The organism is Mesorhizobium sp. M1365 (assembly GCF_040317865.1).
Lineage (GTDB): Bacteria > Pseudomonadota > Alphaproteobacteria > Rhizobiales > Rhizobiaceae > Mesorhizobium.
In genome coordinates this window covers 18,686-44,711 of sequence record NZ_JAMYLG010000006.1, presented here as the reverse complement: position 1 = coordinate 44,711, position 26,026 = coordinate 18,686, and the positions used below count along the sequence as shown (strand labels likewise).

Genomic DNA, 26,026 nt, shown 5'->3' with positions numbered 1-26,026 from the left:
CGGGCTCGGCAAACAAATGAATGCGCCATTCCTAAACATCGATCGGCCGGCAGCTGACCGCATCGCACGTCCGGGCAGCGGCGGCGCAACGATTGCCCTGATCGTGCCTGTCCACAATGAGGAAGGCGCAATTGCTCCATTCCTGAAGGCGGTATGCGAAAGCACCGCGCCGCTGAAGGACAAAGGCGTTGCCCTCGAGTTCATCTTCGTCAACGACGGCAGCAGCGATACGACGCTCGAAAAGCTGATCGAAGCCCAACAAACCGATCCACGCATCCACGTAATCGACCTTTCACGCAATTTCGGCAAGGAAGCCGCGATGACCGCGGGGCTCGACAGCTGCGATGCCGATGCAGCGATCCCGATGGATGTCGATATGCAGGATCCGCCGCATGTCATTCCGCTGCTTGTGGAAAAGTGGCGCGAGGGTTTTGAGGTTGTTCTGGCCAAGCGAGCCAATCGGTCGAGCGACAGCTTTCTCAAGCAGCGCTCCGCCTCGATGTTCTACCGCGTTCACAACTGGATCGCGCAGCAGAAGATCCCGCACGATGTCGGCGACTTCCGTTTGATCGACCGCCAGGTCATCCAGGCGCTGCGGTCTTTGCCCGAACGCCGTCGTTTCATGAAGGGCCTGTTCGCCTGGGTCGGGTTCCGCACCGCGAGCGTCGAATATGTCCGCGATCAGCGCATCGCCGGCCAGTCGAAATTCTCCGGCTGGAAGCTGTGGAACTTCGCGCTCGAAGGCATCACCAGCTTCTCCACCGCTCCGCTTGAAATCTGGACCTATGTCGGCGCGACGATTTCCGCGCTGTCGTTCCTCTACGGCCTGCTGATCGTCGCCAAGACAATGATCTTTGGCGTTGATGTGCCCGGCTACGCCTCCCTGCTGGTCAGTGTTCTTTTCCTTGGCGGCATCCAGTTACTCGGCATCGGCATCATCGGACAATACCTCGGCAGGGTCTACGCCGAGATCAAGCAGCGTCCGATCTACATCGTGCGCCGCAAATATGAGGGAATGAGCTGATGGAGATCGACGCCTACCGACAGATGGCCGCCACCGAAGACGAGCATTGGTGGTTCTGCGGGCGTCGCGCCATCGCCGAGGCGGTCATTCGCAGCATCGGCCTGCCTGAAAACGCGCGCATCGTAGAGATCGGCGCCGGTACCGGCGGCAACATCCGGATGCTGGAGCAGTTCGGCGCAGTGACGGCAGTCGAGATGAGCGATCTCGCGCGCAGGATTGCCTGGGAAAAGACCGGCCGCGACTTCCTCGCCGGACATCTGCCGGACAACATTCCTGTCGCGCCGCAAAGCTGCGACCTCGTCTGCCTGTTCGACGTGCTGGAACATGTCGCCGAAGACGAGGCGTCGCTTGCCGCGATCCGCCAGATGCTGAAGCCGGGCGGCAGCGTCGTCCTCACGGTGCCAGCACACCAATGGTTGTGGAGCACGCATGATGTTGGGCTGCATCACATGCGGCGCTATTCACGCAATCTGCTGCGTGAACGAATTGAAAAGGCTGGTTTCGCGATCGACCGGCTGAGCTACACAAATGCCGCGCTCTTCCCGGTAGCGGCGCTGGCACGACTGGTGGACAGGTTGCGCAGGCCGGCCTTGCCAGCCGGTCATGCCACGCCGCCGAAACCACTGAATGCGGCGATGAAGGCAGTGTTTTCGGCGGAAGGCCGCATCATACCAAATGCAAGCTTGCCCTTCGGCGTTTCGCTGCTGGCGGTGTTCCGCAGGGACAGCGCCGTCGAAACCGCTCGCCTCGACGAGAAATTGGCAGCTTGACCGCGTCATGGGCACCGGCTCGTATCGTCGACTATCGCGTTTTGCGCTGATTGGCATTGCGTCGACGCTGATCTACGCCGTTTGCGCTTTCCTGCTGTCGCGTGGACAGGCGACGGCGGCCCTACCGGCGGCGCTCACATCGTTTGCGGCCTACGCCGTCGCCGCGCTGTTCTCCTACACCGGGCATAAATATTTCACCTTCACCTCGGGCGGCAGCCACGCGATGGAACTGCCCCGCTTCCTCCTGCTCACCGCTTCCGGCCTCGCCGTCGCGATCGCCCTGCCGGGGCTTTTGACCCAGATGCTCGGCGTCCCTGCCGCAATCCCGATCCTGCTCACCTGCATTGCCGTGCCGGTCATCAACTATGTCGTCCTCGGGCGCTGGGTGTTTCGTGGTCTCTAGCGCGCGACCCCTCAATGAACTGCTGCCCGGCGCCAACCGCTTCTCGCCCTTTGCGGGCGTAGCGGGTGCTCCGTTGCTGCTGGCCTGCCTGGTCGTCACATACGCCGTCTGGCTATCCACCGTTGCAATCCCGACCAATGTCGACGTGTCATGGCTTCTGGTCGTCTGCGACCGCCTGCTTGGCGGAGAGCGGCTCAACACCGACATCGTGGAGACCAACCCCCCTTTCTCGATCTGGCTCTACATGCCGTTCATGCTCCTGGAAAAGCTCACTGGCATGCGTGCGGAATTCTGGCTGACGCTTGGCGTCGTTTGCCTGAGCCTGGCCAGTCTTTTCGGTTCCGTCCGTATTCTCGCGCGCGATGAACCGGTCTACCGGCAGCCCCATGCGCTGTGGGCGGCAGCGGCGGCCCTGTTTTTGATCCTGTGTTTCATGCCGGATCAATTCGGCCAACGCGAGCACTTCGCATTGATTGCCATTCTGCCTTGGGTGGCGTTGCAATGCACACGTCAGCGGAACCTGGATTTCAGCGCGGGCTCGCGCCTGGAGCACATGGTCGCGGGTTTCGGCGCGGCGGTCGTGGTCATGGTCAAGCCGCCCTATTTTGTGCTGGCCTTCATGTTGCCGTCGCTCTGTCTTGCGCTTGAAAGGCGGTCGCTGAGACCGCTCTTCGTCGCAGAGAACCTGGTGGGCGCTGCGATCGTGGCCGCCTATATAGCGTCCATCGCGCTCTTCGACCGCGCTTACGTCAGCGACGTCCTGCCCTTGGTCAGGGAGGTCTATCTTCCGTTGAGGGCCTCTGCCGCCGATATGCTGGCAAACTGGCCGAAAGTGGTGCTGCTTCTGGCCGCCGCCACCGTGCTTGCGGCCGGCGGCCTGAGAAAGACGAACTGGGACGTCAGGATTCCGCTCCTGACCGCCCTGGGGTTCATTCCGGCCTTCATTGTCATGGGCAAGGGTTGGCCCAATCACGCGCTGCCGATGGTCGTTGTTGCGACACTTGCATTTGGCATCCAGCTTGTGCGGTTCGGCACATTCGGCAGTGCAGGCTTCGTTCGCAAGGCCGCCCTGATCTTCGGCTGCGTGCTGGTGCTGCAAATAGCGGTCAGGGCACAGTACGCGGCGCTGACGACGGATAACGGCCCGATCGCCCGGTCTGTCGCCGCGATCCGCGCAACGGTCGAAACCCCGGCCATCATGTCGATTGCCGACCAGATGCAGGTTGCCCATCCCCTCGCCAGGCTGGTCGGCGGCAGGTTCATATCACGCCATCCGAGCGCCTGGGCGGTCTCCAACGCGGACACGCTCGCCCGCGTCACCGGCGATCTCGAACGGAGACCGGAACTTGAAAGCATCCGCGATCGGGTGATCGGCGAAAACGCCGCCGAGATATCAGCGAAGAAGCCCGATATCGTGCTGTCAGGCTCGCCGGCGTGGACTGCCCTGATGCTGCAGGACAAGCGGATCCAGGTCGCCTTGGCCGGCTATCGTCTGCTGCACGCCGAGCCGGAAATCACTGTCTATCTGCGTTACACGGCGCCTGCGCCGCTCCAAACCGATTGAGCAGGAGCCCCCGGAAACCCATGACACGGCTGGATCCAATCGCTCCACTGGACGACATATGGCTCGATCTCGAGAGCCTCGGTGCAACAGCATGAGCGTCTCGAACGACATTGGCGGCTTGAGCCGCTGGCGCGACCGGGATATTGCGGCGTCGCTGCTTCCTAGCCGCAATGTCCTGGCCATTGCCGCAGTCACCGTCTTCTCGATCTTCTGGCAGCGACGTTGGGGGACTGTTCCCGACACTAGCTGGCTGATCACGGTCTGCGAGCGTATGCTGTCCGGTGAGCGGCTTTACTCGCAAATCTACGAGACCAATCCCCCATTCAGCGTCTGGCTCTATCTGCCGCCAGTGGCTGCAGCCAGATTGCTGGGCACCGCCCCGGAAATCCTGGTTGAGGCCTGGACATACCTTGCCGTGCTTATCGGACTTTCGCTCTCGGGCGTGATCGTCAAGCGTGCGGGTTTCACCGAAACTGCATCATTGTTTGCACTGGGGCCAGCGTTTTGCGCAATGTTGGTGGTCTTCCCCGGAAATGCCTTCAGCGAGCGGGAGCATATCGGCATGGCACTTTTCATGCCGCTGCTTGCGCTTCATGCCTGGCGCGCGCGCAGAGATGCAGCTGCCCAACCAGACCCCGGGCTCGCCGTACTCGCCGGCCTGTCGGGCAGCATTCTGCTACTGGTCAAGCCCTACTATGCGATCATGGTGTTGGCGCCGGCGCTGGTCGTTGCAGTGCGCCGGCGCAGTCTGAAATCGATCTTCGCCCTGGAACACTGGGTCATTGGCGGCATCTGCGTTGTCTATCTCAGCACGGTCACGCTGATCCATCCGGAATTTGTGCGCGACATCTATCCCCTCTTGGCGGACGTTTATGCAAAGATCGGCATCTTTTGGCCGATTGTGATCGGCTACGGTTTCTCGTGGTGTTTCCTTGTCTTCCTGATCTGGTGGCTGTGGCCGGCCAGGCGGTTTCCAGAGCTGGCGGCGGTAGCGTTGGCGGCATCGATCGCCGGCATGTTTCCCCTGTTCTACCAAGCCAAAGGCTGGTCTTATCATGCCTATCCCGCGATCTTTTGCGCTGTGGCAGCCATTTTCTGCCTGTTGGCACTGCCCAGGATCGTGCAGCGGCCGTCGAAGCTGTTGACGTTCGTGACGGCTCCTTCGCGAGCTTGGGCATTGGCGGCGGTGGCAATCGCTTTCTTGCCGTACTGGAGCACCCAGAAACCAGGGCCGGCGCTGGTTGCTGCAATTCGCGCCGCCACCGATCGGCCGACCGTAGCGTTGGTTAGTTCGGATATTTCCTCGGGACATCCGTTGAACCGTATGATCGATGGGCAGTTCGTTTCGACCCACGTCAGCGATTGGCTTGGAGCGTTCGCACTTTCCCTGTCCCGGCAGGCAGCTCTCTCGGGTGACACCGCCGAAGCCATGCGTTACCGAGCCATCATGGCGCGCTACGTCGAAAGCAAACGCGAAGAGTTCGTGCGTCTGCGCCCGGATATCGTCGTCTTCAAGAAAAACAACACGATGTGGACAAGCCAACTGATGGGGCATTTTGGCTTTGACGCCATCCTGGCGCACTACCGCATTCTTATCGAGGACGAGACCGAGCGCATCTATCTGCGCGACGATTATGTCCGCCCGGGCCGCCGGCCACCCGAACAGCCTATTTCGGCATCGTCACCCGTCGCAGCGTCAGATTGATGCGGCCGCCACTCCTGAGCAATGCCGAGGTCGACGGGTAGATACGGTCGACGCCGTGAAAGCAGAGCCGCCCTTCGCCGCCAAGCACGACGACGTCGCCGCTCCTCAGCCTGAACGATTTGGTGGCGCCGTCGCGCGTCGTCTGGCCGACCCGGAACAGGCAATCGTCGCCGAGCGACACCGAGACGACAGGCGCGGAGAAATCGCTCTCGTCGCGGTCCTGGTGAAGACCCATCTTGGCATCCTGCGCATAGAAATTGACCAGGCAGGCTTCCGGCGGGTGCGCATAGGCAGATACATCCCGCCACAGTTCGAGCAGCATCTCCGGGATCGGCGGCCAAGGCCTTCCGGTCACCGGATGGGTCGGCTGGTAGCGATAGCCGTGCTCCTTGTCGGTGACCCAGCCCAGCGGACCGCAATTGGTCATGCGCACGCTCATCTCCTTGCCGGTACGCGGCATCGCCGGCACGAACAGCGGCGCGTTCTGCACGATCTGCCTGATATCTTCCACCAGCACTTCCTGCATGGCGCGCGACAGGTAGCCGGGCATATGGCGGACGCCTTTGGGCAGTACGAGCATCGCGTCGCTTAATCCGTTGGTCTGGAGAAATCAGAATGCCACCGTCAAATGAAAACGGCGACCCGAAAGCCGCCTCCGACGGTGGCTGCGCGCTTTAACCGGCGATCTGAGATCCGAAGCCGCTTCGGCTGTCACTCATCCCCGACCCGGCCGCGCAGTTTCTTGATCGAGCCGCGCCCGGCCTTGCTCTTGAGCCGTCTTTCGACCGCGCCTTTAGACGGCCTGGTCTTCTTGCGCGGCGGTGGTGGTGGTTCGGCGGCCTTGGCGACCAGTGCCGTCAGCCGCGCCCGGGCGTCCGCCCGGTTCTGCTCCTGGGTGCGGAAGCGTCCGGCTTCGATGACGATAACGCCGTCCTTGGTGGCGCGCTGGCCGGCAAGCTTGATGGTCCGTTCGCGCACCCGCTCCGACAGGCCAGCCGCATTGGCGGCATCGAAGCGCAATTGCACTGCCGTCGCCACCTTGTTGACGTTCTGGCCGCCCGGGCCGGACGAACGGATGAAGTCCTCGTGCAGGTCGCCCGGATTAATCACCGCATCGTCGGTAATGATGATCTTGTCGTCGGCGTTCATGCCGCACTCATGGCGCGGCAGGCGAAAAAAGAAAAGGCCCGATCGAAGCCGGGCCTTGAAGCATCACCAGGGGCGACGGCTATTCAGCCGCTACCTGCATGCGCGGTGCGGCGCCGAGCACGGTGGCGTCGACATGGGCTTCGAACTTTTCGAAATTGTCGACGAACATGCCGACGAGCCTTGCCGCCTGCCGGTCGTAGGCGGGCTTGTCGATCCAGGTCGATCTAGGGTCGAGAATGGCGCGGTCGACGCCGGCAACCGTCACCGGTACGTCGAAACCGAAATTGGCGTCGGTGCGGAAGTCGGCCGCTTTCAGCGAGCCGTCGAGCGCCGCCGCAAGCAGCGCCCGCGTAGCTTTGATCGGCATTCGCTTGCCGGTGCCGTAGGCGCCGCCGGTCCAGCCGGTGTTGACCAGCCAGCAATCGACGCCGTGGCGGGCGATGAGCTCGCGCAGCAGATTGCCGTATTCCGACGGATGCCGCGGCATGAACGGTGCGCCGAAGCATGTCGAAAATGTCGCTTCGGGTTCCGTAACGCCCTTCTCGGTCCCCGCCACCTTGGCGGTATAGCCGGAGAGGAAATGGTACATGGCCTGCGCCGGGGTCAGCCGCGCGATCGGCGGCATCACACCGAATGCGTCGGCGGTCAGCATGATGATGTTCTTAGGGTGGCTGGCGCGCCCCGTCTTGCTGGCGTTGGGGATGAAGTGGAGCGGGTAGGCGCAGCGTGTGTTTTCGGTCAGCCCGCCGTCGTCGAAATCCGGCACGCGGCCTGCGTCGAGCGCCACATTCTCCAGCACCGTGCCGAAGCGCTGGGTGGTGGCGAAGATCTCCGGCTCGGCTTCGGCCGAAAGCTTGATCGTCTTGGCATAGCAGCCGCCCTCGAAATTGAAGATGCCGTGCGGTCCCCAGCCATGCTCGTCGTCGCCGACCAGCGTGCGCGACGGGTCGGCCGACAACGTCGTCTTGCCGGTCCCGGAAAGGCCGAAGAAAACGGCCGCGTCGCCGACGGGCCCTTCATTGGCCGAGCAGTGCATCGGCATCACACCTTTTGCCGGCAGCAGATAGTTGAGCACGGTGAACACCGACTTCTTCATCTCGCCGGCATACGAGGTACCGCCGATCAACACGATCATGTGCGAAAGATCGACGGCAATCACCGTTTCGCCGCGCGTGCCGTGGCGGGCGGGATCGGCGCGAAACGACGGCAGGTCGATGATCGTCAAATCGGGCATGAAATGCTCGAGTTCGGCGGCGGCCGGTCGGATGAGCAGATTGCGGATGAACAAGGAGTGCCAGGCAAGCTCCGTGATCACCCTGGTCGGCAGCTTCAGTTCCTCGTCGGCGCCGCCGACCAGGTCCTGCACATAAAGGTCCTTTCCGGCCGCGTGGGCGCGAAAATCGGCAAGCAGCGTATCGAACTGGATCGGCGAAATCGCTTTGTTGTTGTCCCACCATATATGCGGCGTGGTGCTTTCGTCGCGCACCACGAATTTGTCCCTGGGCGAGCGGCCGGTGTGCTGCCCGGTCTCGGCGGCAAGCGCGCCATGCGCGGTGAGTCGGGCCTCGCCACGGCGGATTGCCTCCTCGTAGAGCGCGGACGCGCCGAAATTATAGCGTACCACGCCCGTGGTTCTCAGGCCGATGCGATCGATTGCACATGCAGGATTGCGTTTGCCGGCTTCCGACATGGGTGTCCCTTCTTCGATTTACCGCGTCTTTACCGGCGAATTCCGGAACCCCCATTGCAGGAGCTAAAAACGTCAAAACCAGAAAAGGCGAATGATATCAAATCATTAATCGATTTAAATATTTTGAAAGTTGTTTAAATCGTTTATATGTGCAAAAACACTGATGGTTGCCCAAAGGATTGGCGATGTTCATTCGTCCAATCCATATCGAGGTACAATTGTGGCCGTCGACATGCCGCGCGTGACAGCGGATACAGCCTGTGCCACATTTTGTACCTAATTTGTCCTGCAAAAGCCCCTTCTCGACGAAAGAAGGGACAGCTCATGAGGGAGCCGCTTGAAATGGCAACAATCGCGCTTGTCGACGACGATCGCAACATTCTGACTTCGGTTTCGATCGCCCTCGAATCCGAGGGTTATCGGGTCGAAACCTACACGGATGGGGCATCGGCGCTGGAGGGACTGGCGGCGCGCCCGCCGAACCTCGCCATCCTTGACATCAAGATGCCGCGCATGGACGGCATGGAGTTGCTGCGCCGGATGCGTCAGAAATCCGACCTGCCAGTAATCTTCCTGACCTCCAAGGACGATGAGATCGATGAACTGTTCGGCCTCAAGATGGGCGCCGACGACTTCATCCGCAAACCCTTCTCGCAGCGTCTTCTGGTGGAGCGCGTCCGCGCCGTGCTGCGCCGCGCCAGCACCCGCGAGGCGGCGGCCAAGGCGCCCAACCAGCAGGCCCGGTCGCTTGAGCGCGGCCAGCTTGTCATGGACCAGGAGCGCCACACCTGCACCTGGAAGGGCGAGCCGGTGACGCTTACCGTCACCGAGTTCCTCATCCTGCATTCGCTGGCACAGCGTCCGGGGGTCGTAAAAAGCCGTGATGCGCTGATGGATTCGGCTTATGATGAGCAGGTCTATGTCGATGACCGCACCATCGACAGTCATATCAAGCGGCTGCGCAAAAAGTTCAAGGCCGTTGATGATGACTTCGAAATGATCGAAACCCTTTACGGAGTCGGATATCGGTTCCGCGAAGCTTGAGTCGAGCGGGAGCTGCTATTCGATGGCAGTGCAAGTAGAGCGAGTGAGACGGTCGGGCGCCGCCAGGCGCCCGCCGCGGATTCTGCCCGCCTTCGTGTCGAAAATTACGGTGCCGATGCGCCGGTTTCTCGGCCATCACATCTTTTCCAGCCTGACGCGGCGTATCCTCTTTCTCAACCTTGCCGGCCTTGCCGTCCTGGTCACCGGCATTCTCTATCTCAATACCTTTCGCGACGGGCTGATCGACGCCCGTGTCGAGAGCCTGATGACTCAAGGCGAGATCATCGCCGGCGCGATCGCCGCCTCGGCGACGGTCGAGACCGATTCGATCAGCATCGATCCGGAGAAGCTGCTCGAGTTGCAGGCCGGCGAAAGCCTCGGCCCGGGCTCCGATCAGCTCGACAATCTCGATTTCCCGATCAATCCGGAACGCGTGGCGCCGGTGCTCAGGCGGTTGATCTCGCCGACGCGCACACGCGCCCGCATTTACGACCGCGACGCCAACCTGCTGCTCGATTCCCGCCATCTCTATTCGCGCGGCCAGATCCTTCGCTACGATTTGCCGCCGGTCGAAGAGGAACAGCCAGACCTTCTGGAGCGCATCCAGAAATTCGTCTTTGATTTCTTCCGCAACAAGCAGCTGCCTGTCTATCGCGAGCAGCCGGGTGGCAACGGCGCCGCGTTTCCGGAAGTGGTCAAGGCGCTTACCGGCAGCCCGTCGACGATCGTGCGGATCTCGGAGCAGGGCGAGCAGATCGTTTCTGTGGCGGTGCCGATCCAGCGCTTCCGTGCCGTTCTCGGCGTGCTGATGCTGTCGACCGAAGGCGGCGACATCGACAAGATCGTCGCGGCCGAGCGCAAGGCGATCCTGCGCGTGTTCGGCATTGCCGCCCTGGTTACCGCCATCCTGTCGATGCTGCTGGCCTCCACCATCGCCAACCCGCTGCGCCGGCTTTCCGCGGCGGCGGTCAGGGTTCGCCGCGGCGTCAAGAACCGCGAGGAAATCCCCGACTTCTCCGACCGCCAGGACGAGATCGGCAATCTGTCGATCGCCGTGCGCGACATGACCAATGCGCTCTACGCCCGCATCGAGGCGATCGAAAGTTTTGCCGCGGATGTCTCGCACGAGTTGAAGAACCCGCTTACCTCGCTGCGCAGCGCGGTGGAGACATTGCCGCTGGCCAGGAACGACAATTCGCGCAGCCGGCTGATGGATATCATCCAGCACGATGTGAGGCGGCTTGACCGTCTCATCACCGATATTTCCGATGCCTCCCGTCTCGATGCCGAGCTGGCGCGGGAAGATGCAGGAACCGTCGACCTCAAGAAGTTCATCACCGATCTGGTCGCCGTCTCGCGCGAGGCCACGCGCAACAAGAAGGCGGTCGAGATCGAATTCAAGGTCGCCAAACTGCCACAGGGCGTGAAAGGCTACTTCGTCGTCGGTCATGATCTGAGGATCGGCCAGGTGATCACCAACCTGATCGAGAATGCCCGCTCGTTCGTTCCCGAGGAACGTGGCCACATCACCATATCGCTGGCGCGCGCCGGCAAGTTCAACATCGTCACCATCGACGACAATGGACCCGGTATCCGGGCCGATAACATCGATCGCATTTTCGAGCGGTTCTATACCGATCGGCCGGCCGGCGAGGCGTTCGGTCAGAACTCGGGCCTTGGCCTGTCGATATCCAGGCAGATCGTTGAAGCCCATGGCGGCACGCTGAGCGCCGAGAACATCCCGGGCACCAAGCCTGGCGAGATCAAGGGCGCGCGCTTCGTGGTGACGCTGCCGGCGGAAGGCTGACGGATGAATTCCAATCACGCCTGGTCCTATTGTGCAGCCTGAAAATATTCACGGCACCGCGATCCTGATGGGTGATCGCGGCATTCTCATCACCGGACCGTCCGGTTTGGGCAAGACGACGCTGGCGCTCGCCCTGATCGATCATTGCAGCCAGCGTGAGCTGTTTTCCCGGCTGATCGGCGATGACCAGCTCTATGCTGCAGATTGCGACGGGCGGCTGGTCTGCCGCGCACCAGCCAGCATAGCCGGCCTCGTCGAGGTGCCGGGATTCGGCCCCAAACCGATACAGTTCGAGCCAAGCTGCGTGATCGACCTCATTATCCGGCTGGTGCCAGCCGGCAAAATGGCCCGCTTCCAGGAAGACTGCAGCGAACTCGTTGTCGGCGTACCAGTGCCGCGCATCGATCTTGCCGGGCGCAATGTAGCGGCGGCCTTGCCGGCAGTGATGTCGCGCCTGTCGATTGCACCTTTCCTGTGATCCGATTTCGATTTTTTGCTGCAATGCGTCAAATTGGCTTGGGCCGGCGCAATTTTGGGCTTGTCAACGGGCCTTGCGTCGACAAGATAGCGCTCCCGCCACCTGGAACGGTCGGCGAGCATAAAATGCGCCTGTGAAGCGGCGATGACGGGAGCCACCAAAGAATGATCGGACTCGTGCTTGTAACGCACGGTCAACTGGCCGCCGAGTTCCGCAATGCCGTGGAACATGTCGTTGGGCCACAAGACAATTTCGAGACCGTGGCGATCGGTGCCGACGACGATATGGAACAGCGCCGCCGCGACATTATCGAGGCAGTCGGCCGCGTCGATACGGGATCAGGCGTCATCGTTTTGACCGACATGTTCGGCGGCACGCCCTCTAACCTCGCCATTTCCGTGATGGAATCCGGGCGTATCGAGGTCATTGCCGGCATGAACCTGCCGATGCTGATCAAGCTGTCCAGCGTTCGCAAGGGCGACAACATGACGGCCGCGCTGGATGAGGCGCAGGCTGCCGGCCGCAAATACATCAATGTCGCCAGTCAACTCCTGAGCAGCAAATGAGCGCGCTGTTGCCGGAAAAGGACAAGATCGTTCGCGACTTTCCAATCGTCAACCAGCGCGGCCTGCACGCACGCGCCTCGGCCAAGTTCGTTCAAATCGCCAGCGGCTTCAACGCCACGGTCCAGGTCGAGAAGGACGGCGTCAAGGTCGGCGGTACCTCGATCATGGGCCTGATGATGCTGGCGGCGAGCCCCGGTTATTCGATCCGCGTCACCGCCACCGGCCCGGAGGCCGAGGAGGTTATCGATGCGCTGGAGCAACTGGTTGCTTCCCGTTTTGGCGAGGAATGCTGACGGCTTCGCCGACGGCACCTGCTACGGCATGTTCGGGCGCAACCTTGCGGCGGTGAAGGAAATCGCATTTTTGCGCGACCGTCGCGTATTTTGTTCTTGCTTTGTGCCGGCAGCTATGCTACTAATTTCGCTATGGTGCCAATTGGCCCCGAAGACCCGCCCGCCGAGGCGGGTTTTTGTTTCCGGCTTTGAAAGTGTTGCCGATTTGAGGTCTGAGGGACGGCCACCTTGGACAGCACCCCTTCTGCGCGCTCTCATGGCCGCCGCCGCTGAAGACATGCACGGATAAAGATTTCTTTATATCCCATTGTCGTCCCACTCCCGATCTGCTAGTCAGGCCGGCAACTCGCGCCCTCCGAAATGCCTTCGGGGCGGGCGCGTCCCGCAATCAATTCGCATCGGAGCACTGCCATGACGGGTAGCAAGGACTATGTGGTCGCTGACATCGCGCTTGCGGGCTGGGGCCGCAAGGAGATCGAGATCGCCGAAACCGAAATGCCCGGCCTGATGGCCTGCCGCGAGGAATTCGGCGACAAGAAGCCGCTCAAGGGCGCGCGCATCACCGGTTCGCTGCACATGACCATCCAGACGGCGGTGCTGATCGAAACGCTGAAAGCGCTCGGCGCCGACATCCGCTGGGCTTCCTGCAATATCTTCTCGACCCAGGACCACGCTGCCGCGGCCATTGCCGAGGCCGGAATTCCGGTGTTTGCCGTCAAGGGCGAGACGCTGGAGGATTATTGGGTCTACACCGACAAGATCTTCCAGTGGGCCGATGGCGGCACCTCCAACATGATCCTCGATGACGGTGGCGATGCCACCATGTACATCCTGATCGGCGCCCGCGCCGAGGCCGGCGAGGATGTGCTGTCCAATCCGGGCAGCGAAGAGGAAGAGATCCTGTTTGCCCAGATCAAGAAGCGCATGCAGGCATCGCCCGGCTTCTTCACCAAGCAGAAGGAAGCGATCCGCGGCGTCACCGAAGAGACGACGACCGGCGTCAACCGGCTCTATCAGTTGCAGAAAAAAGGCCTGCTGCCGTTCCCGGCGATCAACGTCAATGATTCCGTCACCAAGTCGAAATTCGACAACAAATATGGCTGCAAGGAATCGCTTGTCGACGGCATTCGCCGCGGCACCGACACGATGATGGCTGGCAAGGTCGCGGTTGTCTGCGGCTATGGCGACGTCGGCAAGGGCTCGTCGGCTTCGCTCAAGGGCGCCGGCGCCCGCGTCAAGGTCACCGAGGTCGATCCGATCTGCGCGCTGCAGGCGGCGATGGACGGTTTCGAGGTGGTCACGCTCGAAGACGCGGCGCCGACGGCCGACATCGTCATCACCACCACCGGCAACAAGGACGTCGTTACCCTCGACCACATGCGCCTGATGAAGGACATGGTGATCGTCGGCAACATCGGTCACTTCGACAACGAGATCCAGGTGGCCTCGCTGCGCAACCTGAAATGGACCAACATCAAGCCTCAGGTGGATATGATCACCTTCCCGGACGGCAAGCGGATGATCCTTTTGTCGGAAGGCCGCCTGCTCAACCTCGGCAACGCTACCGGCCACCCGAGCTTCGTCATGTCGGCGTCATTCACCAATCAGGTGTTGGCCCAGATCGAGCTGTACACCAAGCCCGGCCAGTACGAGAACCAGGTCTATGTCCTGCCGAAGCATCTCGACGAAAAGGTCGCGCGCCTGCATCTCGACAAGCTCGGTGCCCGCCTGACCGAACTGTCCGGCGAACAGGCCGCCTATATCGGCGTCACTCCGCAGGGACCGTTCAAGCCGGAACACTACCGCTATTAACCACGGCGAAACTTGCCACTAGATATTGAAGCCGGGCGATTGACTTTTCGCCCGGCTTTATTTTTGCGCTGATTGATTCTTCACGCCGATTCGCGCAAGCGCTATGGTGCTGATTCGCGGTCCGGGGACGAGGCCCGGGCGCACGCATCAGGGCGGTCTTGCATTCAGGCGGCGAAGAGGACCAAGACATGCCGGGGGATAACCCGCCTTGCGCGGGACAGGCCGTTTCCGGCGGCCATAACGATTCGATCACGGGCTCCGCTGCCAGAGGCGGCAGCCTTCTATGGCGCGCCGGCAGCCGTGTCGGGGTGCTGCTTGCTTCTTCCGCGCTGGTTGGTCCGCTGCTTGGCTTTACTGCACATGCCCAAACCCGCGTGGCGCAAAAGGCCGGGCTGTCGGTCAGCACGGTCGAGGTCATGCAACTCGCCATGTTCGTCGGCGTTATGGGGGCGGCATTGCTGTCGGCCATCTTTCTGATCCGCGAACGGGCGCGCACCGCGGCGGAAAATGCCGAGCTCAGGACCCGTATCGCCGACGTCAATGCCGCGCTGCAGCGCTCGGAGGCGCTGCTCCATTCCCGCGATCAGCGCGTGGTGGTATGGGCGGCCGAGAACAAGAAGCCCGAGCTTGTCGGGACATTGCCGATCGAGAGCGGCGCGCCGGAGGACCGGGCGGCCTTCCTGGCTTTCGGCCGCTGGCTGATGCCGCGTTCGGCGGCTGCACTCGAACATGCCGTCGCGGCACTGCGGGACAAGGCAAAGCCGTTCGATCTGGTCATCGAATCGCAGGCCGGCCAGCCGCTCGAGGTTCACGGCCGCAAGAGTGCGGCGCATGTGCTGGTTCGCTTCGTCTCGCTTTCGGAGACACAGCGAAGCCAGGCCAGGCTGAAGATCGAGAACCAGCGCTTAGCCGCCGACCATGAGACGCTGATCGGTCTTCTGGATGCGCTCAAGATGCCGTCATGGCTGCGTACTGTCGACGGGCGGCTGAAATGGGTCAACCGCGCCTATGCCGAAGCGGTCGAGGCCGAGAATGCCGAAGCGGCGGTCCGCGATGGCAAGGAATTCCTCGGCGGCCAGGCGCGCGACACGATCGCTGCGCAGCACAGGTCGCGCGCGGTCTTTGAACAGACGCTCTCCACGGTCATCGAAGGCGACCGCCGTATGTTTGCCGTGACCGATTTTGCCGGGGCGGATGGTTCGGCTGGTCTTGCCTGCGACATCAGCGCTATCGAGGCCATTCGCGCCGAATATGAGCGGACCATGCAGAGCCACGCCGACACGCTCGATCAGCTCAACACCGCCGTGGCGATTTTCGACACCGACGAGAAATTGCGGTTTTTCAATCAGGCGTTCCAGAAACTATGGGGCCTCGACAGCGGCTTCCTGCACAGCGCGCCGGACAACGCCTTGCTGCTCGACCGCCTGCGCAGCGAAGGCAAGATCGCCGAGCAGCCCGAATGGCGGCGCTGGAAAGAGAGCCTGCTCGGCGCTTACCGCGCGGTTGAATCGCAGGAGCATTGGTGGCATCTGCCGGACGGCAAGACCATTCGCGTCGTCGCCAATCCGCAGCCCAAGGGCGGCGTCACCTGGGTGTTCGAGAACCTGACCGAGAAGATGGACCTTGAAAGCCGCTATCAGACCGCCGTCCGGGTCCAGGGCGAGACGCTCGACAACCTCGCCGAAGGCGTCGCTGTGTTCGGCCCCGACGGCAGGCTGAGACTGTCGAACCCGGCGTTCGCGGCATTGTGGGGGCTGGATGCCGATGCCTCAAAACCCAACGTCCATGTCTCGACGATCCGCGACCTTTGCGACCGCCGTGCCGTCGACAGTCCGTGGGGCGGGTTCGTTGCCGCCATCACCGGCTTCGACGACGAGCGCCGCGACCGCCACGGCCAAACCGAATTGAACAACGGCACCGTTTTGCGCTACGCCGTCATCCCTTTGCCCAACGGCCAGGTGATGATGACCTTCGTCGACGTTACCGACAGCGTCAATGTCGAGCGGGCGCTGAAGGACAAGAATGAGGCGCTGCAAAAGTCCGACCAGATCAAGAACGAATTCGTGCAGCACGTCTCCTATGAGCTGCGCTCGCCACTCACCAACATCATCGGCTTTACCGAGCTTCTTTCACTGCCGTCGACTGGTCCGCTGAACCAGAAGCAACGCGAATATATCGGGCATGTCGGCTCGTCCTCCTCGGTCCTGCTCACCATCGTCAACGACATCCTCGACCTGGCGACGGTGGATGCCGGCATCATGGAACTCGACATTTCCGAAGTTCACATCGATCGAACCATTACGGCTGCCGCCGAACTGGTCGCCGACCGGCTGGAGGAACATGCGATCAAGCTTAGGATCGACGCGGCTGCCGCGCCGAAAACCTTCCACGGCGACGAGATCCGCGTCCGCCAGATCCTCTTCAATCTGCTCAGCAATGCCGCCAATTACGCGCCGGAGGCGAGCACCATAACGCTCGCCTGCCGCCAACTTGCCGACGGCGTGGAATTTTCCGTTCACGATGACGGCCCCGGCATGCCGCCGGACCTGCTTGACTCAGTGTTCCGGCGCTTCGAGCCGCGCACCAATGGCGGCCGCCGCCGTGGCGCCGGGCTCGGCCTGTCGATCGTCAAGAGCTTTGTCGAACTGCATGGCGGCAGCGTCCGCATCGAGACCGGCAGGGATAAGGGCACCACGGTTGTTTGCGCCTTTCCCGACACGCCGTCCGGCATCCGCGCGGCGGCCGAGTAGCGCGTTCGATGGCGGTATTGGTGCTGGAGCGTTTTCTCGCCGACGAGGCTGCGACGGCAAGGTTCGGCGAGGATCTCGCCATGTCGCTGCGCGTTGGCGACGTGCTCGCCCTCAAGGGCGATCTCGGCGCCGGCAAATCGACCTTGGCACGGGCGCTGATCAGGGCACTGGCCGACGATGCCGGGCTCGACGTGCCGAGCCCGACCTTCACGCTGGTCCAGAGCTACGACGCGCGTGTGCCGGTTCATCATTTCGATCTCTACCGCTTGGGCACGGCATCCGAGCTGGACGAGCTGGGCTTCGACGAGGCGCTGACGCAAGGCGCCGCGCTGGTCGAATGGCCGGAGCGGGCAGAGGCATATCTGCCGAAAACCTCGGTGCTGGTCGAACTTCTCCAGCAGGGCGACGGCCGACTGGCGAGACTATCGGGAGAGGGCGCAGCCTTCGAGCGCGCGGCGCGATCGCTGGCAATGCGCGATTTTCTCGGGCAGGCCGGTTGGGGCGAAGCGCAGCGACGATATTTCATCGGTGATGCCTCGGCTCGCTCCTACGAGATCGTCACGCTCGCCGGATTTCCGCCGCGCGTGCTGATGAACTCGCCAAGGCTGGTGCTCGGACCGCCAGTCCGCGACGGCAAACCCTATGCCGAGATCGCTCACACCGCGCAATCCGTTTCGGCGTTCGTCGCCATCGACCGGGCCTTGCGGGCCGGCGGCGTCAGCGTCCCGGAAATCCATGCCCAGGATCTCGACCAGGGTTTTCTTCTGCTGGAGCATCTCGGTTCCCAAGGCTTCCTCGACAAGCACGGCCAGCCGGTGGCCGCGCGTTATGCGGCGGCGGCCGAACTGCTTGCCATGATGCACGGCAAAACATGGCCGGCCCGCATGCAGGCCGGCCCCGGCGTCTTCCACGAGGTGCCGCCTTTCGACCGCGACGCCATGATGATCGAGGCCGAATTGCTGGTCGACTGGTATGTCCCGGCGATATCAGGCGCTTCGCCAAGCGAGGCGTTGCGCGCCGGTTATCGCAGCGAATGGAGTGCGGTGCTCGATCGGCTCGAGGGGCGCGAATACACGCTGATGCTGCGCGACTTTCATTCGCCCAACCTGATCTGGCGCGCTGACCGTTTCGGTCACGACCGTCTCGGCGTCGTCGATGTCCAGGATGCGCTGATCGGTCCGTCAGCCTACGACGTCGCCTCGCTCGCCATGGACGCGCGCGTCACCATCTCACCTGAAATCGAAAAGCACACGCTCGCCGCCTACATCGCCGCGCGACGTGCTGCCGGTGCCTTCGATGAGAACGAATTCCGCGAAACCTATGCAATCATGGCCGCACAGCGCAATTCCAAGATCCTCGGCATCTTCGTGCGGCTCGAAAAACGCGACGGCAAGCCTTATTATCTGAAGCATCTGCCGCGCATCCGCGACTATCTTCGCCGGGCACTGGCGCATCCGGCGCTGGCCGGGCTGCAGGATTTCTACATCGCCCACGGCTTCCTGGAGGAACGCTCGATTTGACGGCTAAGGATTTGGGCCTGAAGGCGGCGGATGAGCAGCCGATGCCGACGACCGCCATGGTGCTCGCCGCCGGGCTCGGCAAGCGCATGCGGCCGATCACCGACACCATGCCGAAGCCGCTGGTCAAGGTCGCCGGCAAGACATTGCTCGACTGGGGGCTAGACTGCCTAGCCGGAGCCGGCGTCGCCAAGGCCGTCGTCAACGTCCATTACCTCCCGCAACAGATCGTGGACCATGTAGCCCGCCGCAGTGCGCCGAGAATCGTCATCTCGGATGAGAGTAGGGGCTTGCTTGACTCCGCCGGTGGTATCGTCAAGGCATTGCCCAGGTTAGGGGCGCCCTTCTATGTGCTCAACGCCGACACCTTCTGGATCGACAGCGGCGTTTCCAATCTCAGGCGACTTGCGCTTGCATGGGAGGGCGCGACAATGGACATTCTGCTGATGCTTGCGGATCTCCAGTCGGCAACCGGACATAGCGGCGGCACCGATTTCCTGATGGCGCCGGACGGCGCCTTGCGGCGTGCGAACAACGATCCGGCTGGCCTGATCTATGCCGGCGCCGCAATCGTCCATCCGCGCATCTTCAAGGATGCGCCAGCCGGCCCGCTGTCGCTCAACGCCTATTTCGATGCGGCAATCGCCGCCGGCCGCCTGTTCGGCATGAAAATGCAGGGTCACTGGATTACTGTCGGCACACCTGACGCGATCCCGCGGGCGGAAGCAGCGGTCGCCGCCGCGCTTGCCGGCACGCCCAATGCTGTCGGTGAGGCACCCGGCGCTCTTACCGAGTCGAAATGAGCGGCTCCCGCCGCATTTTCTCGATCCCGCCCGGAGCGCCGTTCCTGCCGACGCTGGCCGAGGCGCTGCTTGCGGGGCGCTTGGTTCCCGGCTTCGCCTATGACGGCGATCCGCTGGCGCTGGCCGATCTCACCATCTATGTGCCGACGCGCCGTGCGGCGCGGGCGCTTCGCGGCGTCTTCGTCGATGCTCTCTCGCGCTCGGGAAGCCGCTCGGCGATCCTGCCGGTCATCCGCCCGCTTGGTGAGTTCGATGAGGATGAAGCCGCCTTCGAGGCAGGAGGTTCGGTCGCCATCGACCTTGCGCCGCCGATCGCCGTGGTCGAGCGTCTTCTGCTGCTTGCGCCGCTGGTGCGGGCGTGGAAACGCCGCCTGCCGGCACATGTCGCGGCATTGTTCGACGAGGAGATCGTCATACCGGCCTCCGCCGCCGACGCCATCTGGCTGGCGCGCGACCTTGCACGCCTGATGGATGAGATCGACACCGAAGGCACGGATTGGGCAAGGCTCGCCGACCTTGTAACCGGCAATCTTGCAGGCTGGTGGCAGGTGACACTCGACTTCCTGACCATCGTGACGGAGAACTGGCCGAACCTGCTCGAGGAACGCCATCGTTCCAATCCGGCCGCGCATCGTAATGCCCTGATAAGGCTGGAGGCGGCGCGGCTGAAGCGTAATCCGCCAGCCGGACCGGTGATCGCCGCCGGGTCCACCGGCTCCATTCCCGCCACGGCCGAGCTGCTTGCCGTGATCGCCGGTCTGCCCAATGGCGCCGTTGTGCTGCCCGGGCTCGACCGGGCGTTGGACGAGCCGTCCTTTGCCGCGATCACCACACCGGGCGCGCGCCCAGCCGTGCTTGGCCACCCGCAATACGGCCTGGCAAAGTTGATCGGCAAGATCGGCGTGCCGCGCGCCGATGTCGAGGAGCTTGCTGTTGCGCCGCGACCGCTTGCGCTGCGCGCCGCACTTGTCGGCGAAGCGCTGCGCCCGGCGGAGACCACCGAGCTCTGGGCCGAGACGGGCGCCCGCTTTAGGGCCGGCGATATTGCCGAGGCCTTCGCCGAGGTGACGCTTCTCGAAGCCGCCAGCGAACGCGACGAAGCCGTGGCGATCGCCGTCGCGCTCAAACAGGCTGTCGAACGGCCCGGCCAGCGCGCCGCACTCGTCACCGGCGACCGCGCTCTGGCGCGGCGCGTCTCAGTCGAGCTGCTGCGCTTCGGCGTTGCCGCCGACGATTCCGGCGGCACGCCGCTGATCAACACACCAGCCGCCAGCCTGCTCAGGCTGGCGCTTCAGGCAGCCTTCCGCCCGGGCGACCCCGTCGCCCTGCTGTCGCTGCTCAAGCATCCCCTGCTTGGCCTCGGCCTGGAGCGGGCAAGCGTGCGCCATGCGGCCGAAATCGTCGAACTTGTGGCGCTGCGCGGTGGCACAGGGCGTCCGGACGTGGCGTCGCTGCCGCAGCTCTTCGACACCCGGCTCCTCGAATTCGACGGCAGCGGCAATCGCCGCCCACCCTTCTGGTGGCCGCGGCTTTCGGTCAGGCGCATCGAACAGGCGCGCGACCTGCTGATCCGGCTAACGGCCGCGCTGGCGCCGCTGGTTGCTCTTCGCGGCGACGAGAATGCCGATCTTGCCACCCTTGTGCGCGCCAGCGTCGTTGCGCTCGAAAGTCTCGGCCGCGCCGCTGACGGCAGCCCGAGCGAACTCTATGCGGGCGATGCCGGCGAAAAGCTCGACGAGCTCTTGCGCGGGCTGGTCGCGGCCTCGGTGTCGTTCTCCTTCGCGGCTGACGAATGGCCTGACGTGATGGAGGCGATGATCGCGCCCGAGACGGTCAAGCCGGCGCAGGGCACCGACAGGAACATCGCCATCTGGGGTGCGCTGGAAGCGCGGCTTCAGGATGTCGACACGCTGGTCGTCGGCGGCCTCAACGAAGGCGTGTGGCCGCGCAAGCCGGAGAGCGACCGCTTCATGTCGCGGCTGATGAAGACCGGCATCGATCTTGAACCGCCCGAGCGGCGCATCGGCCTTGCCGCCCATGATTTCCAGATGGCCATGGGCGCCAAAAAGGTGGTGCTGGCTCGCTCCGGCCGCTCCGGCGATGCACCGTCGGTACCTTCGCGCTGGCTGCAGCGCATCCTTACATTCGTCGGCGAGGACCACGCTGCTGCACTTCGCCGGCGCGGCGATGAACTGCTTGCCTGGGCGCGTGTGCTCGATGCCGGCGAAAAGCAGGACTTTGCGCCGCGGCCGCAGCCGAAACCGCCGCTCGCCGCGCGGCCGCACCACTTCTCGGTCACCGAGATCGAAACGCTGCGCCGCGATCCCTATGCGGTCTATGCCAGAAGGATACTCGGCCTGATGCCGCTCGATCCGGTCATTCGCGATCCGGGCGCTGCCGAGCGTGGCACGCTGTTTCACGCAATTCTGCACCTCTTCTCGGCGAGGGTGGCCGACCCGCGCGCGCCGGAGGCGCTGGACGGGCTCATCGCCGCAGGCCGCTCCTGCTTTGCCGAGGCGGCGCTGCCGGCCGATGTCGAGGCGGTGTGGTGGCCACGCTTCGAAAAGCTTGCCGCCGGCATCATCGAATGGGAGCGCGGCCGGGCCGCAGCCGTGGCACGGCGGCACGCCGAGGAACGCGCCGAAAAGACCGGTGTGGGCCGATCCGGTGTGACCCTGTCCGGCTATGCCGATCGCATCGATCTGCTGGCCGGCGGCATGGCCGACATCCTCGATTACAAGACCGGCTCCTCGCCATCCAAAGCACAGGCACACACGCTGCTCGCGCCGCAACTGGCACTGGAGGGCGCGCTGCTCAGGCGCGGCGCTTTCAAGGAGCTTGGCGCATGCGAGCCGTCGCAACTGGCCTTCGTGCGGCTGAGGCCGAATGGCGAAGTGTTCGAGGAATCCATCCTCGAATACAACCGCAAGCCGCGAACCGCCGCCGATCTCGCCGAAGAAGCGTGGGCGCGGCTGGAAAAACTGCTGATCCACTACGCCGACCCGGCGACCGGCTATCTGTCGCGGGCGCTGCCGTTCCGCGAGGGCGAGACCGACGGCGACTACGACCATCTCGCCCGCGTGCTCGAATGGTCCGCCGGCGGCGACGCCGATGACGAGGGAGGGGAGGCATGAAAAAGGCCTACCCCATTCCAAGCGACACTGCCGCGAGCCAGGCAAGCGCGTCCGACCCGCGCAATTCCGCCTGGGTGTCGGCCAATGCCGGATCGGGCAAGACCCATGTACTCGCCCAGCGCGTTATCCGGCTGTTGCTGCGCGGCACCGATCCGTCCAAGATCCTGTGCCTGACCTATACGCGTGCCGCCGCCGCCAACATGTCGAACCGGGTGTTTTCGACGCTGTCGCAATGGACGGCCCTGGGCGATGCCGAGCTCTCGACACGGATAGAGGCGCTGGACGGCCGCCAGCCCGACCGCGAAACCATGCGCCGGGCGCGGCGGTTGTTTGCCGGGGCGCTGGAAACACCGGGCGGGCTGAAGATCCAGACCATCCACGCCTTCTGCGAATCGGTGCTGCATCAGTTCCCGCTGGAAGCCAATATCCCTGCGCATTTCGAAATGCTCGATCCGCAAATGGAGGCTTCGCTGTTTGCCGCCGCCCGCCGCGACATGATTTCGGGCGGCGTTGCAGGCGATGCGGCATTGTCCGAGGCCTTCGCCACCGTGCTGGAGCGCGGCGGCGAGCATGGGCTCGACGCACTGTTGGCCGAGATCGTGCGCAAGCGCGATGGTTTGCGTGCGTTCATCGCCGCGGCCGGCGGCGATGGTTTTCAGGCGCTGTTCGAGGAGTTCCATTTCCGCGCCGGCCAGACGGCCGAAGGTATAGCCGCCTCGGTCTGGCCGCTGCCCGGCTTCCTGCCGGATTATCTCGTCACCTTTTCACGGGCAGCCGAGGCCGCCGATGCGCGCATCGTGCTGAACAATCTGCTGCCATACGCCCGCCTTGCCTTTGCCGAGGAGGATCCGGTACGTCGCCTGAATTTGCTCTCCAAGGCTTTCCTGAGGGCCGACGGCGAGCCTTACGATCCGGCAAAGACGTTTAAGAGGGCATTGCTTAACCGGTTGCCCGATCTTGCCGAACGATATCTGGCGGCGGTCGACGCCATTCTCGAAATCTCCGACCGGCTGGCCTTGTTCAGGATGCTGGAAGGCACGCGTGCGGCGCTGACCATCGCCGACTGGCTGATCGCCCGCTATGAGCAATTGAAGCGCGCCCGCGGCTTCCTCGACTTCAACGACCTGATCACCCGCACGGTCCATCTACTGGCGCGGCCCGACGCCGGCCCATGGGTGCAGTACAAGCTCGACCAGGGCATCGACCACATCCTCCTCGACGAGGCGCAGGACACCAGTCCCGACCAGTGGGAGGTGGTCAAGCGGCTGGCGGAGGAGTTCTTTGCCGGGCTCGGCGCACGCGACGCCGTCCACCGCACCATCTTTGCGGTCGGCGACGAAAAGCAGTCGATCTATTCCTTCCAGGGCGCCGCCCCGGACTCCTTTGCCGACAGCCGGCTTTTGTTTGCCGGCAAAGTCAGATCCGCCGCCGCCGCCTTCGCCGATCTCAAGCTAACCTGGTCGTTTCGCTCGACCGACGACGTGCTTGCGGCGGTGGATCGTGTCTTTGCTGACCCGAACGTGCGGCGCGGCATCAGCCACGATCCCGATCCGCTCGACCACAAGGCGATCCGCAACGATGCGCCGGGCTATGTCGACGTCTGGCCCTCGCTCGGCGCCGACATCGTCGACGAACCGGACGACTGGACGCAAGCGGTGGATCACGCCCACGCACCGGCGGTGCGCGTTGCCGAAAGCGTTGCAGCGACCATTGCCGGCTGGATCGGCGGCGGCGAGGTCATCGAAGGGCGTGGCAAGAAACTCCGGCCCGGCGACGTGCTGGTGCTGGTGCGCAAGCGCGACCGCTTCGTCCATGCGCTGACACGGGCGTTGAAGCGCCGCGACATCCCGGTGGCCGGCGCCGACCGGCTCAGCCTGCCTGGCCATATCGCGGTGAAGGACCTGATCGCACTCGGTCACTTTCTAATCCAGCCCGAGGACGATCTGTCGCTGGCCGCCGTGCTGCGCAGCCCGATCTTCGATGTCTCGGAAGAGCAGCTTTTCGCGCTTGCTGCGGAGAGGCCATCGAGCGTCTCGCTGATCGCCTCGCTGCGCCGGCATGCCGGCGAAAGCGAGGCGTTGGCCGCCGTCGTCAGCCGGCTCGGCACATGGTCGAACGAGGCCGCATTCAAGCCGGTGTTCGAATTCTATGCTGCAGCTCTCGCCCGCGACGGCCTGCGCAAGAAGATGATCGCGCGGCTCGGGCCGGAGGCCGGCGACGTCCTCGACGAATTCCTGAATTTCTGCCTGGCAGAGGAGCGGACCGGCCTGCCGGGACTGGAATCCTTCCTGTCGACGTTGGAAAACGCCGGCCCCGAGATCAAGCGCGAAATGGACCAGACCCGCGACGAGGTTCGCGTCATGACCGTGCATGCCGCCAAAGGCCTGGAGGCGCCGGTGGTATTCCTTGTCGATGGCGGCTCCGCGCCGTTCAGTGACCAGCATCTGCCGAGATTGATGCCGTTCGAAGGCTCGGGCGACTGCTGGGAGGGCAAGGGCTATCTCTGGCGTTCGGCCAGCGATGTCGCAAATGGGTTTTCACGCGCCGCATCGGCCCGCGCCCGCGAGCTCGCCGACGACGAATACCGCCGGCTGCTCTATGTCGGCATGACCCGCGCCGAGGATCGGCTGATCGTCTGCGGCTATCACGGCAAGCGGGCGCCGAATATCGGTACCTGGCATTCGATCGTCAGCCGCGCACTGGTCGGTGCCGCAGAGAGCGAAGAACGCCGGCATCCCGCCACTGGCGAGACCGTGCATCGTTTCCAGGTGACGAAACTGCCGCCCATGCCACTGGCGGCAGTGAATGAGGCACGACAGGCGGAACGCTTTGCGCCATTGCCGGAAACCCTGTTCCGGCCTCTGCCGCCCTTCGAGGAATTGCCGCGGCCGCTCTCGCCGTCCGGCGCCTCGGTGCTGATCGACGAGGCGCGGCAAGCGGTGGCCGACACGCGTTCGCCGGTGCTGGATGCCGACGCCGAGCCCGGTTTTGCCGTCATGCGCGGGCTGGCGCTGCACAAATTGCTGCAGATGCTGCCCGGCATCGCCGAGGGAAAACGCCGGGATGCCGCCGAACGCTATCTGGCAAGAGCCGGCGCGGCATGGCCCGACGACGAGCACGACAAGGCCTTGGCTGGCGTTTTCAGAATTCTTGCCGACAGCCGCTTCGCGCCGCTGTTTGCGCCAAACTCGCGCGCCGAAGTCGCCATCATGGGCAGCCTGGAGGTAAGGGGCAAACTGCGCTCGATTTCCGGCAAGATCGACCGGTTGGCAGTAACGCCGGACAAGGTTTCGATCGTCGACTACAAGACCAATCGGCCAGCGCCAGCTACGCTCGCCGAAGTGCCGCAAGCCTATGTTCTGCAGCTCGCACTTTATCGCGCGCTGCTTCAGCCGCTCTATCCGGGACGCGAGGTCTCGGCGGCGCTGCTGTTCACCGAGGTGCCGCGGCTGATCGAGCTGCCGGCAGCGGCCATGGACGACGCGCTTGCTAGACTCACGGGAGCGTGACACAACAC

At 63.6% G+C, this 26,026-nt stretch carries 20 protein-coding genes; 17 read left to right on the top strand and 3 right to left on the bottom strand.

Annotated elements, in window-relative coordinates; translation table 11 throughout:
* Positions 1 to 16: 16 nt before the first annotated feature.
* The 5 genes from NKH04_RS09550 to NKH04_RS09530 all read left to right on the top strand — a co-directional run bounded on the left by NKH04_RS09550 (position 17) and on the right by NKH04_RS09530 (position 5,466).
* Positions 17 to 1,024 carry a glycosyltransferase family 2 protein gene (locus NKH04_RS09550; RefSeq protein ID WP_352454814.1) on the top strand — a complete coding sequence of 336 codons (1,008 nt, stop codon included), beginning with the start codon at positions 17 to 19 and terminating at the stop codon, positions 1,022 to 1,024.
* On the top strand, positions 1,024 to 1,794 hold the full coding sequence (locus NKH04_RS09545) for a class I SAM-dependent methyltransferase (RefSeq protein ID WP_353044267.1): 771 nt from the start codon (positions 1,024 to 1,026) through the stop codon (positions 1,792 to 1,794). The genes NKH04_RS09550 and NKH04_RS09545 overlap by 1 nt, the downstream gene beginning before the upstream one ends.
* 7 nt (positions 1,795 to 1,801) lie before the next feature.
* Positions 1,802 to 2,197: a GtrA family protein gene (locus NKH04_RS09540; protein WP_023677541.1), complete on the top strand. Its 396-nt coding sequence runs from the start codon at positions 1,802 to 1,804 to the stop codon at positions 2,195 to 2,197.
* Positions 2,187 to 3,761, top strand: coding sequence for a hypothetical protein (locus NKH04_RS09535; protein WP_353044266.1), 1,575 nt, complete (start codon positions 2,187 to 2,189; stop codon positions 3,759 to 3,761). The genes NKH04_RS09540 and NKH04_RS09535 overlap by 11 nt, the downstream gene beginning before the upstream one ends.
* A 118-nt stretch (positions 3,762 to 3,879) precedes the next feature.
* Entirely contained in the window at positions 3,880 to 5,466 is a 1,587-nt protein-coding gene (locus tag NKH04_RS09530) for a hypothetical protein (protein ID WP_353044265.1), read from the top strand.
* Here the strand turns inward: NKH04_RS09530 and NKH04_RS09525 are convergent.
* The 3 genes from NKH04_RS09525 to NKH04_RS09515 form a co-directional block, all read right to left on the bottom strand.
* A complete protein-coding gene (locus NKH04_RS09525) occupies positions 5,429 to 6,046 on the bottom strand; it encodes an alpha-ketoglutarate-dependent dioxygenase AlkB family protein (RefSeq protein ID WP_352919882.1) in 618 nt (205 codons plus the stop codon). The two genes, NKH04_RS09530 and NKH04_RS09525, sit on opposite strands and share 38 nt — an antisense overlap.
* A gap of 131 nt (positions 6,047 to 6,177) precedes the next feature.
* A complete protein-coding gene (gene arfB / locus NKH04_RS09520) occupies positions 6,178 to 6,615 on the bottom strand; it encodes an alternative ribosome rescue aminoacyl-tRNA hydrolase ArfB (RefSeq protein WP_023677545.1) in 438 nt (145 codons plus the stop codon).
* Between the two features lie 79 nt (positions 6,616 to 6,694).
* On the bottom strand, positions 6,695 to 8,305 hold the full coding sequence (locus NKH04_RS09515; protein WP_353044264.1) for a phosphoenolpyruvate carboxykinase: 1,611 nt from the start codon (positions 8,303 to 8,305) through the stop codon (positions 6,695 to 6,697).
* 342 nt (positions 8,306 to 8,647) lie between these two features.
* Between NKH04_RS09515 and NKH04_RS09510 the strand changes: the two genes are divergently transcribed.
* The 12 genes from NKH04_RS09510 (at position 8,648) to addA (ending at position 26,018) form a co-directional block, all read left to right on the top strand.
* Entirely contained in the window at positions 8,648 to 9,349 is a 702-nt protein-coding gene (locus NKH04_RS09510; RefSeq protein WP_023677547.1) for a response regulator transcription factor, read from the top strand.
* 22 nt (positions 9,350 to 9,371) lie between these two features.
* Positions 9,372 to 11,156, top strand: a complete 1,785-nt coding sequence (locus tag NKH04_RS09505) for a sensor histidine kinase (RefSeq protein WP_023677548.1) — start codon at positions 9,372 to 9,374, stop codon at positions 11,154 to 11,156.
* Positions 11,157 to 11,187: 31 nt separating this feature from the next.
* Positions 11,188 to 11,634 (top strand): HPr kinase/phosphorylase, encoded by a 447-nt coding sequence (locus NKH04_RS09500; RefSeq protein ID WP_353044263.1) that lies wholly within the window; start codon positions 11,188 to 11,190, stop codon positions 11,632 to 11,634.
* 164 nt (positions 11,635 to 11,798) lie between these two features.
* Positions 11,799 to 12,200, top strand: coding sequence for a PTS sugar transporter subunit IIA (locus NKH04_RS09495; RefSeq protein ID WP_023677550.1), 402 nt, complete (start codon positions 11,799 to 11,801; stop codon positions 12,198 to 12,200).
* On the top strand, positions 12,197 to 12,493 hold the full coding sequence (locus NKH04_RS09490) for an HPr family phosphocarrier protein (protein WP_023677551.1): 297 nt from the start codon (positions 12,197 to 12,199) through the stop codon (positions 12,491 to 12,493). The genes NKH04_RS09495 and NKH04_RS09490 overlap by 4 nt, the downstream gene beginning before the upstream one ends.
* Entirely contained in the window at positions 12,447 to 12,782 is a 336-nt protein-coding gene (locus NKH04_RS09485) for a hypothetical protein (protein ID WP_352813964.1), read from the top strand. The genes NKH04_RS09490 and NKH04_RS09485 overlap by 47 nt, the downstream gene beginning before the upstream one ends.
* 122 nt (positions 12,783 to 12,904) lie before the next feature.
* Complete coding sequence (gene ahcY / locus NKH04_RS09480) at positions 12,905 to 14,305, top strand: adenosylhomocysteinase (protein WP_023677552.1); 1,401 nt, start codon at positions 12,905 to 12,907, stop codon at positions 14,303 to 14,305.
* A 188-nt stretch (positions 14,306 to 14,493) separates the two neighbouring features.
* On the top strand, positions 14,494 to 17,055 hold the full coding sequence (locus NKH04_RS09475; protein WP_352539990.1) for a sensor histidine kinase: 2,562 nt from the start codon (positions 14,494 to 14,496) through the stop codon (positions 17,053 to 17,055).
* 8 nt (positions 17,056 to 17,063) lie between these two features.
* On the top strand, positions 17,064 to 18,575 hold the full coding sequence (tsaE, locus tag NKH04_RS09470) for a tRNA (adenosine(37)-N6)-threonylcarbamoyltransferase complex ATPase subunit type 1 TsaE (protein WP_353044262.1): 1,512 nt from the start codon (positions 17,064 to 17,066) through the stop codon (positions 18,573 to 18,575).
* 56 nt (positions 18,576 to 18,631) lie between these two features.
* Positions 18,632 to 19,375, top strand: a complete 744-nt coding sequence (locus tag NKH04_RS09465) for a nucleotidyltransferase family protein (protein ID WP_352540039.1) — start codon at positions 18,632 to 18,634, stop codon at positions 19,373 to 19,375.
* A complete protein-coding gene (gene addB / locus NKH04_RS09460) occupies positions 19,372 to 22,509 on the top strand; it encodes a double-strand break repair protein AddB (protein ID WP_353044261.1) in 3,138 nt (1,045 codons plus the stop codon). The genes NKH04_RS09465 and addB overlap by 4 nt, the downstream gene beginning before the upstream one ends.
* A complete protein-coding gene (addA, locus tag NKH04_RS09455; RefSeq protein ID WP_353044260.1) occupies positions 22,506 to 26,018 on the top strand; it encodes a double-strand break repair helicase AddA in 3,513 nt (1,170 codons plus the stop codon). The genes addB and addA overlap by 4 nt, the downstream gene beginning before the upstream one ends.
* The last annotated feature ends 8 nt before the right edge of the window (positions 26,019 to 26,026 follow it).

Coding starts and splice junctions, on each gene's coding strand:
- NKH04_RS09550 (WP_352454814.1), top strand. CDS start 17: ATGAATGCGCCATTCCTAAACATCGATCGGCCGGCAGCTGACCGCATC.
- NKH04_RS09545 (WP_353044267.1), top strand. CDS start 1,024: ATGGAGATCGACGCCTACCGACAGATGGCCGCCACCGAAGACGAGCAT.
- NKH04_RS09540 (WP_023677541.1), top strand. CDS start 1,802: ATGGGCACCGGCTCGTATCGTCGACTATCGCGTTTTGCGCTGATTGGC.
- NKH04_RS09525 (WP_352919882.1), bottom strand. CDS start 6,046: ATGCTCGTACTGCCCAAAGGCGTCCGCCATATGCCCGGCTACCTGTCG.
- arfB (WP_023677545.1), bottom strand. CDS start 6,615: ATGAACGCCGACGACAAGATCATCATTACCGACGATGCGGTGATTAAT.
- NKH04_RS09515 (WP_353044264.1), bottom strand. CDS start 8,305: ATGTCGGAAGCCGGCAAACGCAATCCTGCATGTGCAATCGATCGCATC.
- NKH04_RS09510 (WP_023677547.1), top strand. CDS start 8,648: ATGGCAACAATCGCGCTTGTCGACGACGATCGCAACATTCTGACTTCG.
- NKH04_RS09505 (WP_023677548.1), top strand. CDS start 9,372: ATGGCAGTGCAAGTAGAGCGAGTGAGACGGTCGGGCGCCGCCAGGCGC.
- NKH04_RS09495 (WP_023677550.1), top strand. CDS start 11,799: ATGATCGGACTCGTGCTTGTAACGCACGGTCAACTGGCCGCCGAGTTC.
- NKH04_RS09490 (WP_023677551.1), top strand. CDS start 12,197: ATGAGCGCGCTGTTGCCGGAAAAGGACAAGATCGTTCGCGACTTTCCA.
- NKH04_RS09485 (WP_352813964.1), top strand. CDS start 12,447: ATGCGCTGGAGCAACTGGTTGCTTCCCGTTTTGGCGAGGAATGCTGAC.
- ahcY (WP_023677552.1), top strand. CDS start 12,905: ATGACGGGTAGCAAGGACTATGTGGTCGCTGACATCGCGCTTGCGGGC.
- NKH04_RS09475 (WP_352539990.1), top strand. CDS start 14,494: ATGCCGGGGGATAACCCGCCTTGCGCGGGACAGGCCGTTTCCGGCGGC.
- tsaE (WP_353044262.1), top strand. CDS start 17,064: ATGGCGGTATTGGTGCTGGAGCGTTTTCTCGCCGACGAGGCTGCGACG.
- NKH04_RS09465 (WP_352540039.1), top strand. CDS start 18,632: ATGGTGCTCGCCGCCGGGCTCGGCAAGCGCATGCGGCCGATCACCGAC.
- addB (WP_353044261.1), top strand. CDS start 19,372: ATGAGCGGCTCCCGCCGCATTTTCTCGATCCCGCCCGGAGCGCCGTTC.
- addA (WP_353044260.1), top strand. CDS start 22,506: ATGAAAAAGGCCTACCCCATTCCAAGCGACACTGCCGCGAGCCAGGCA.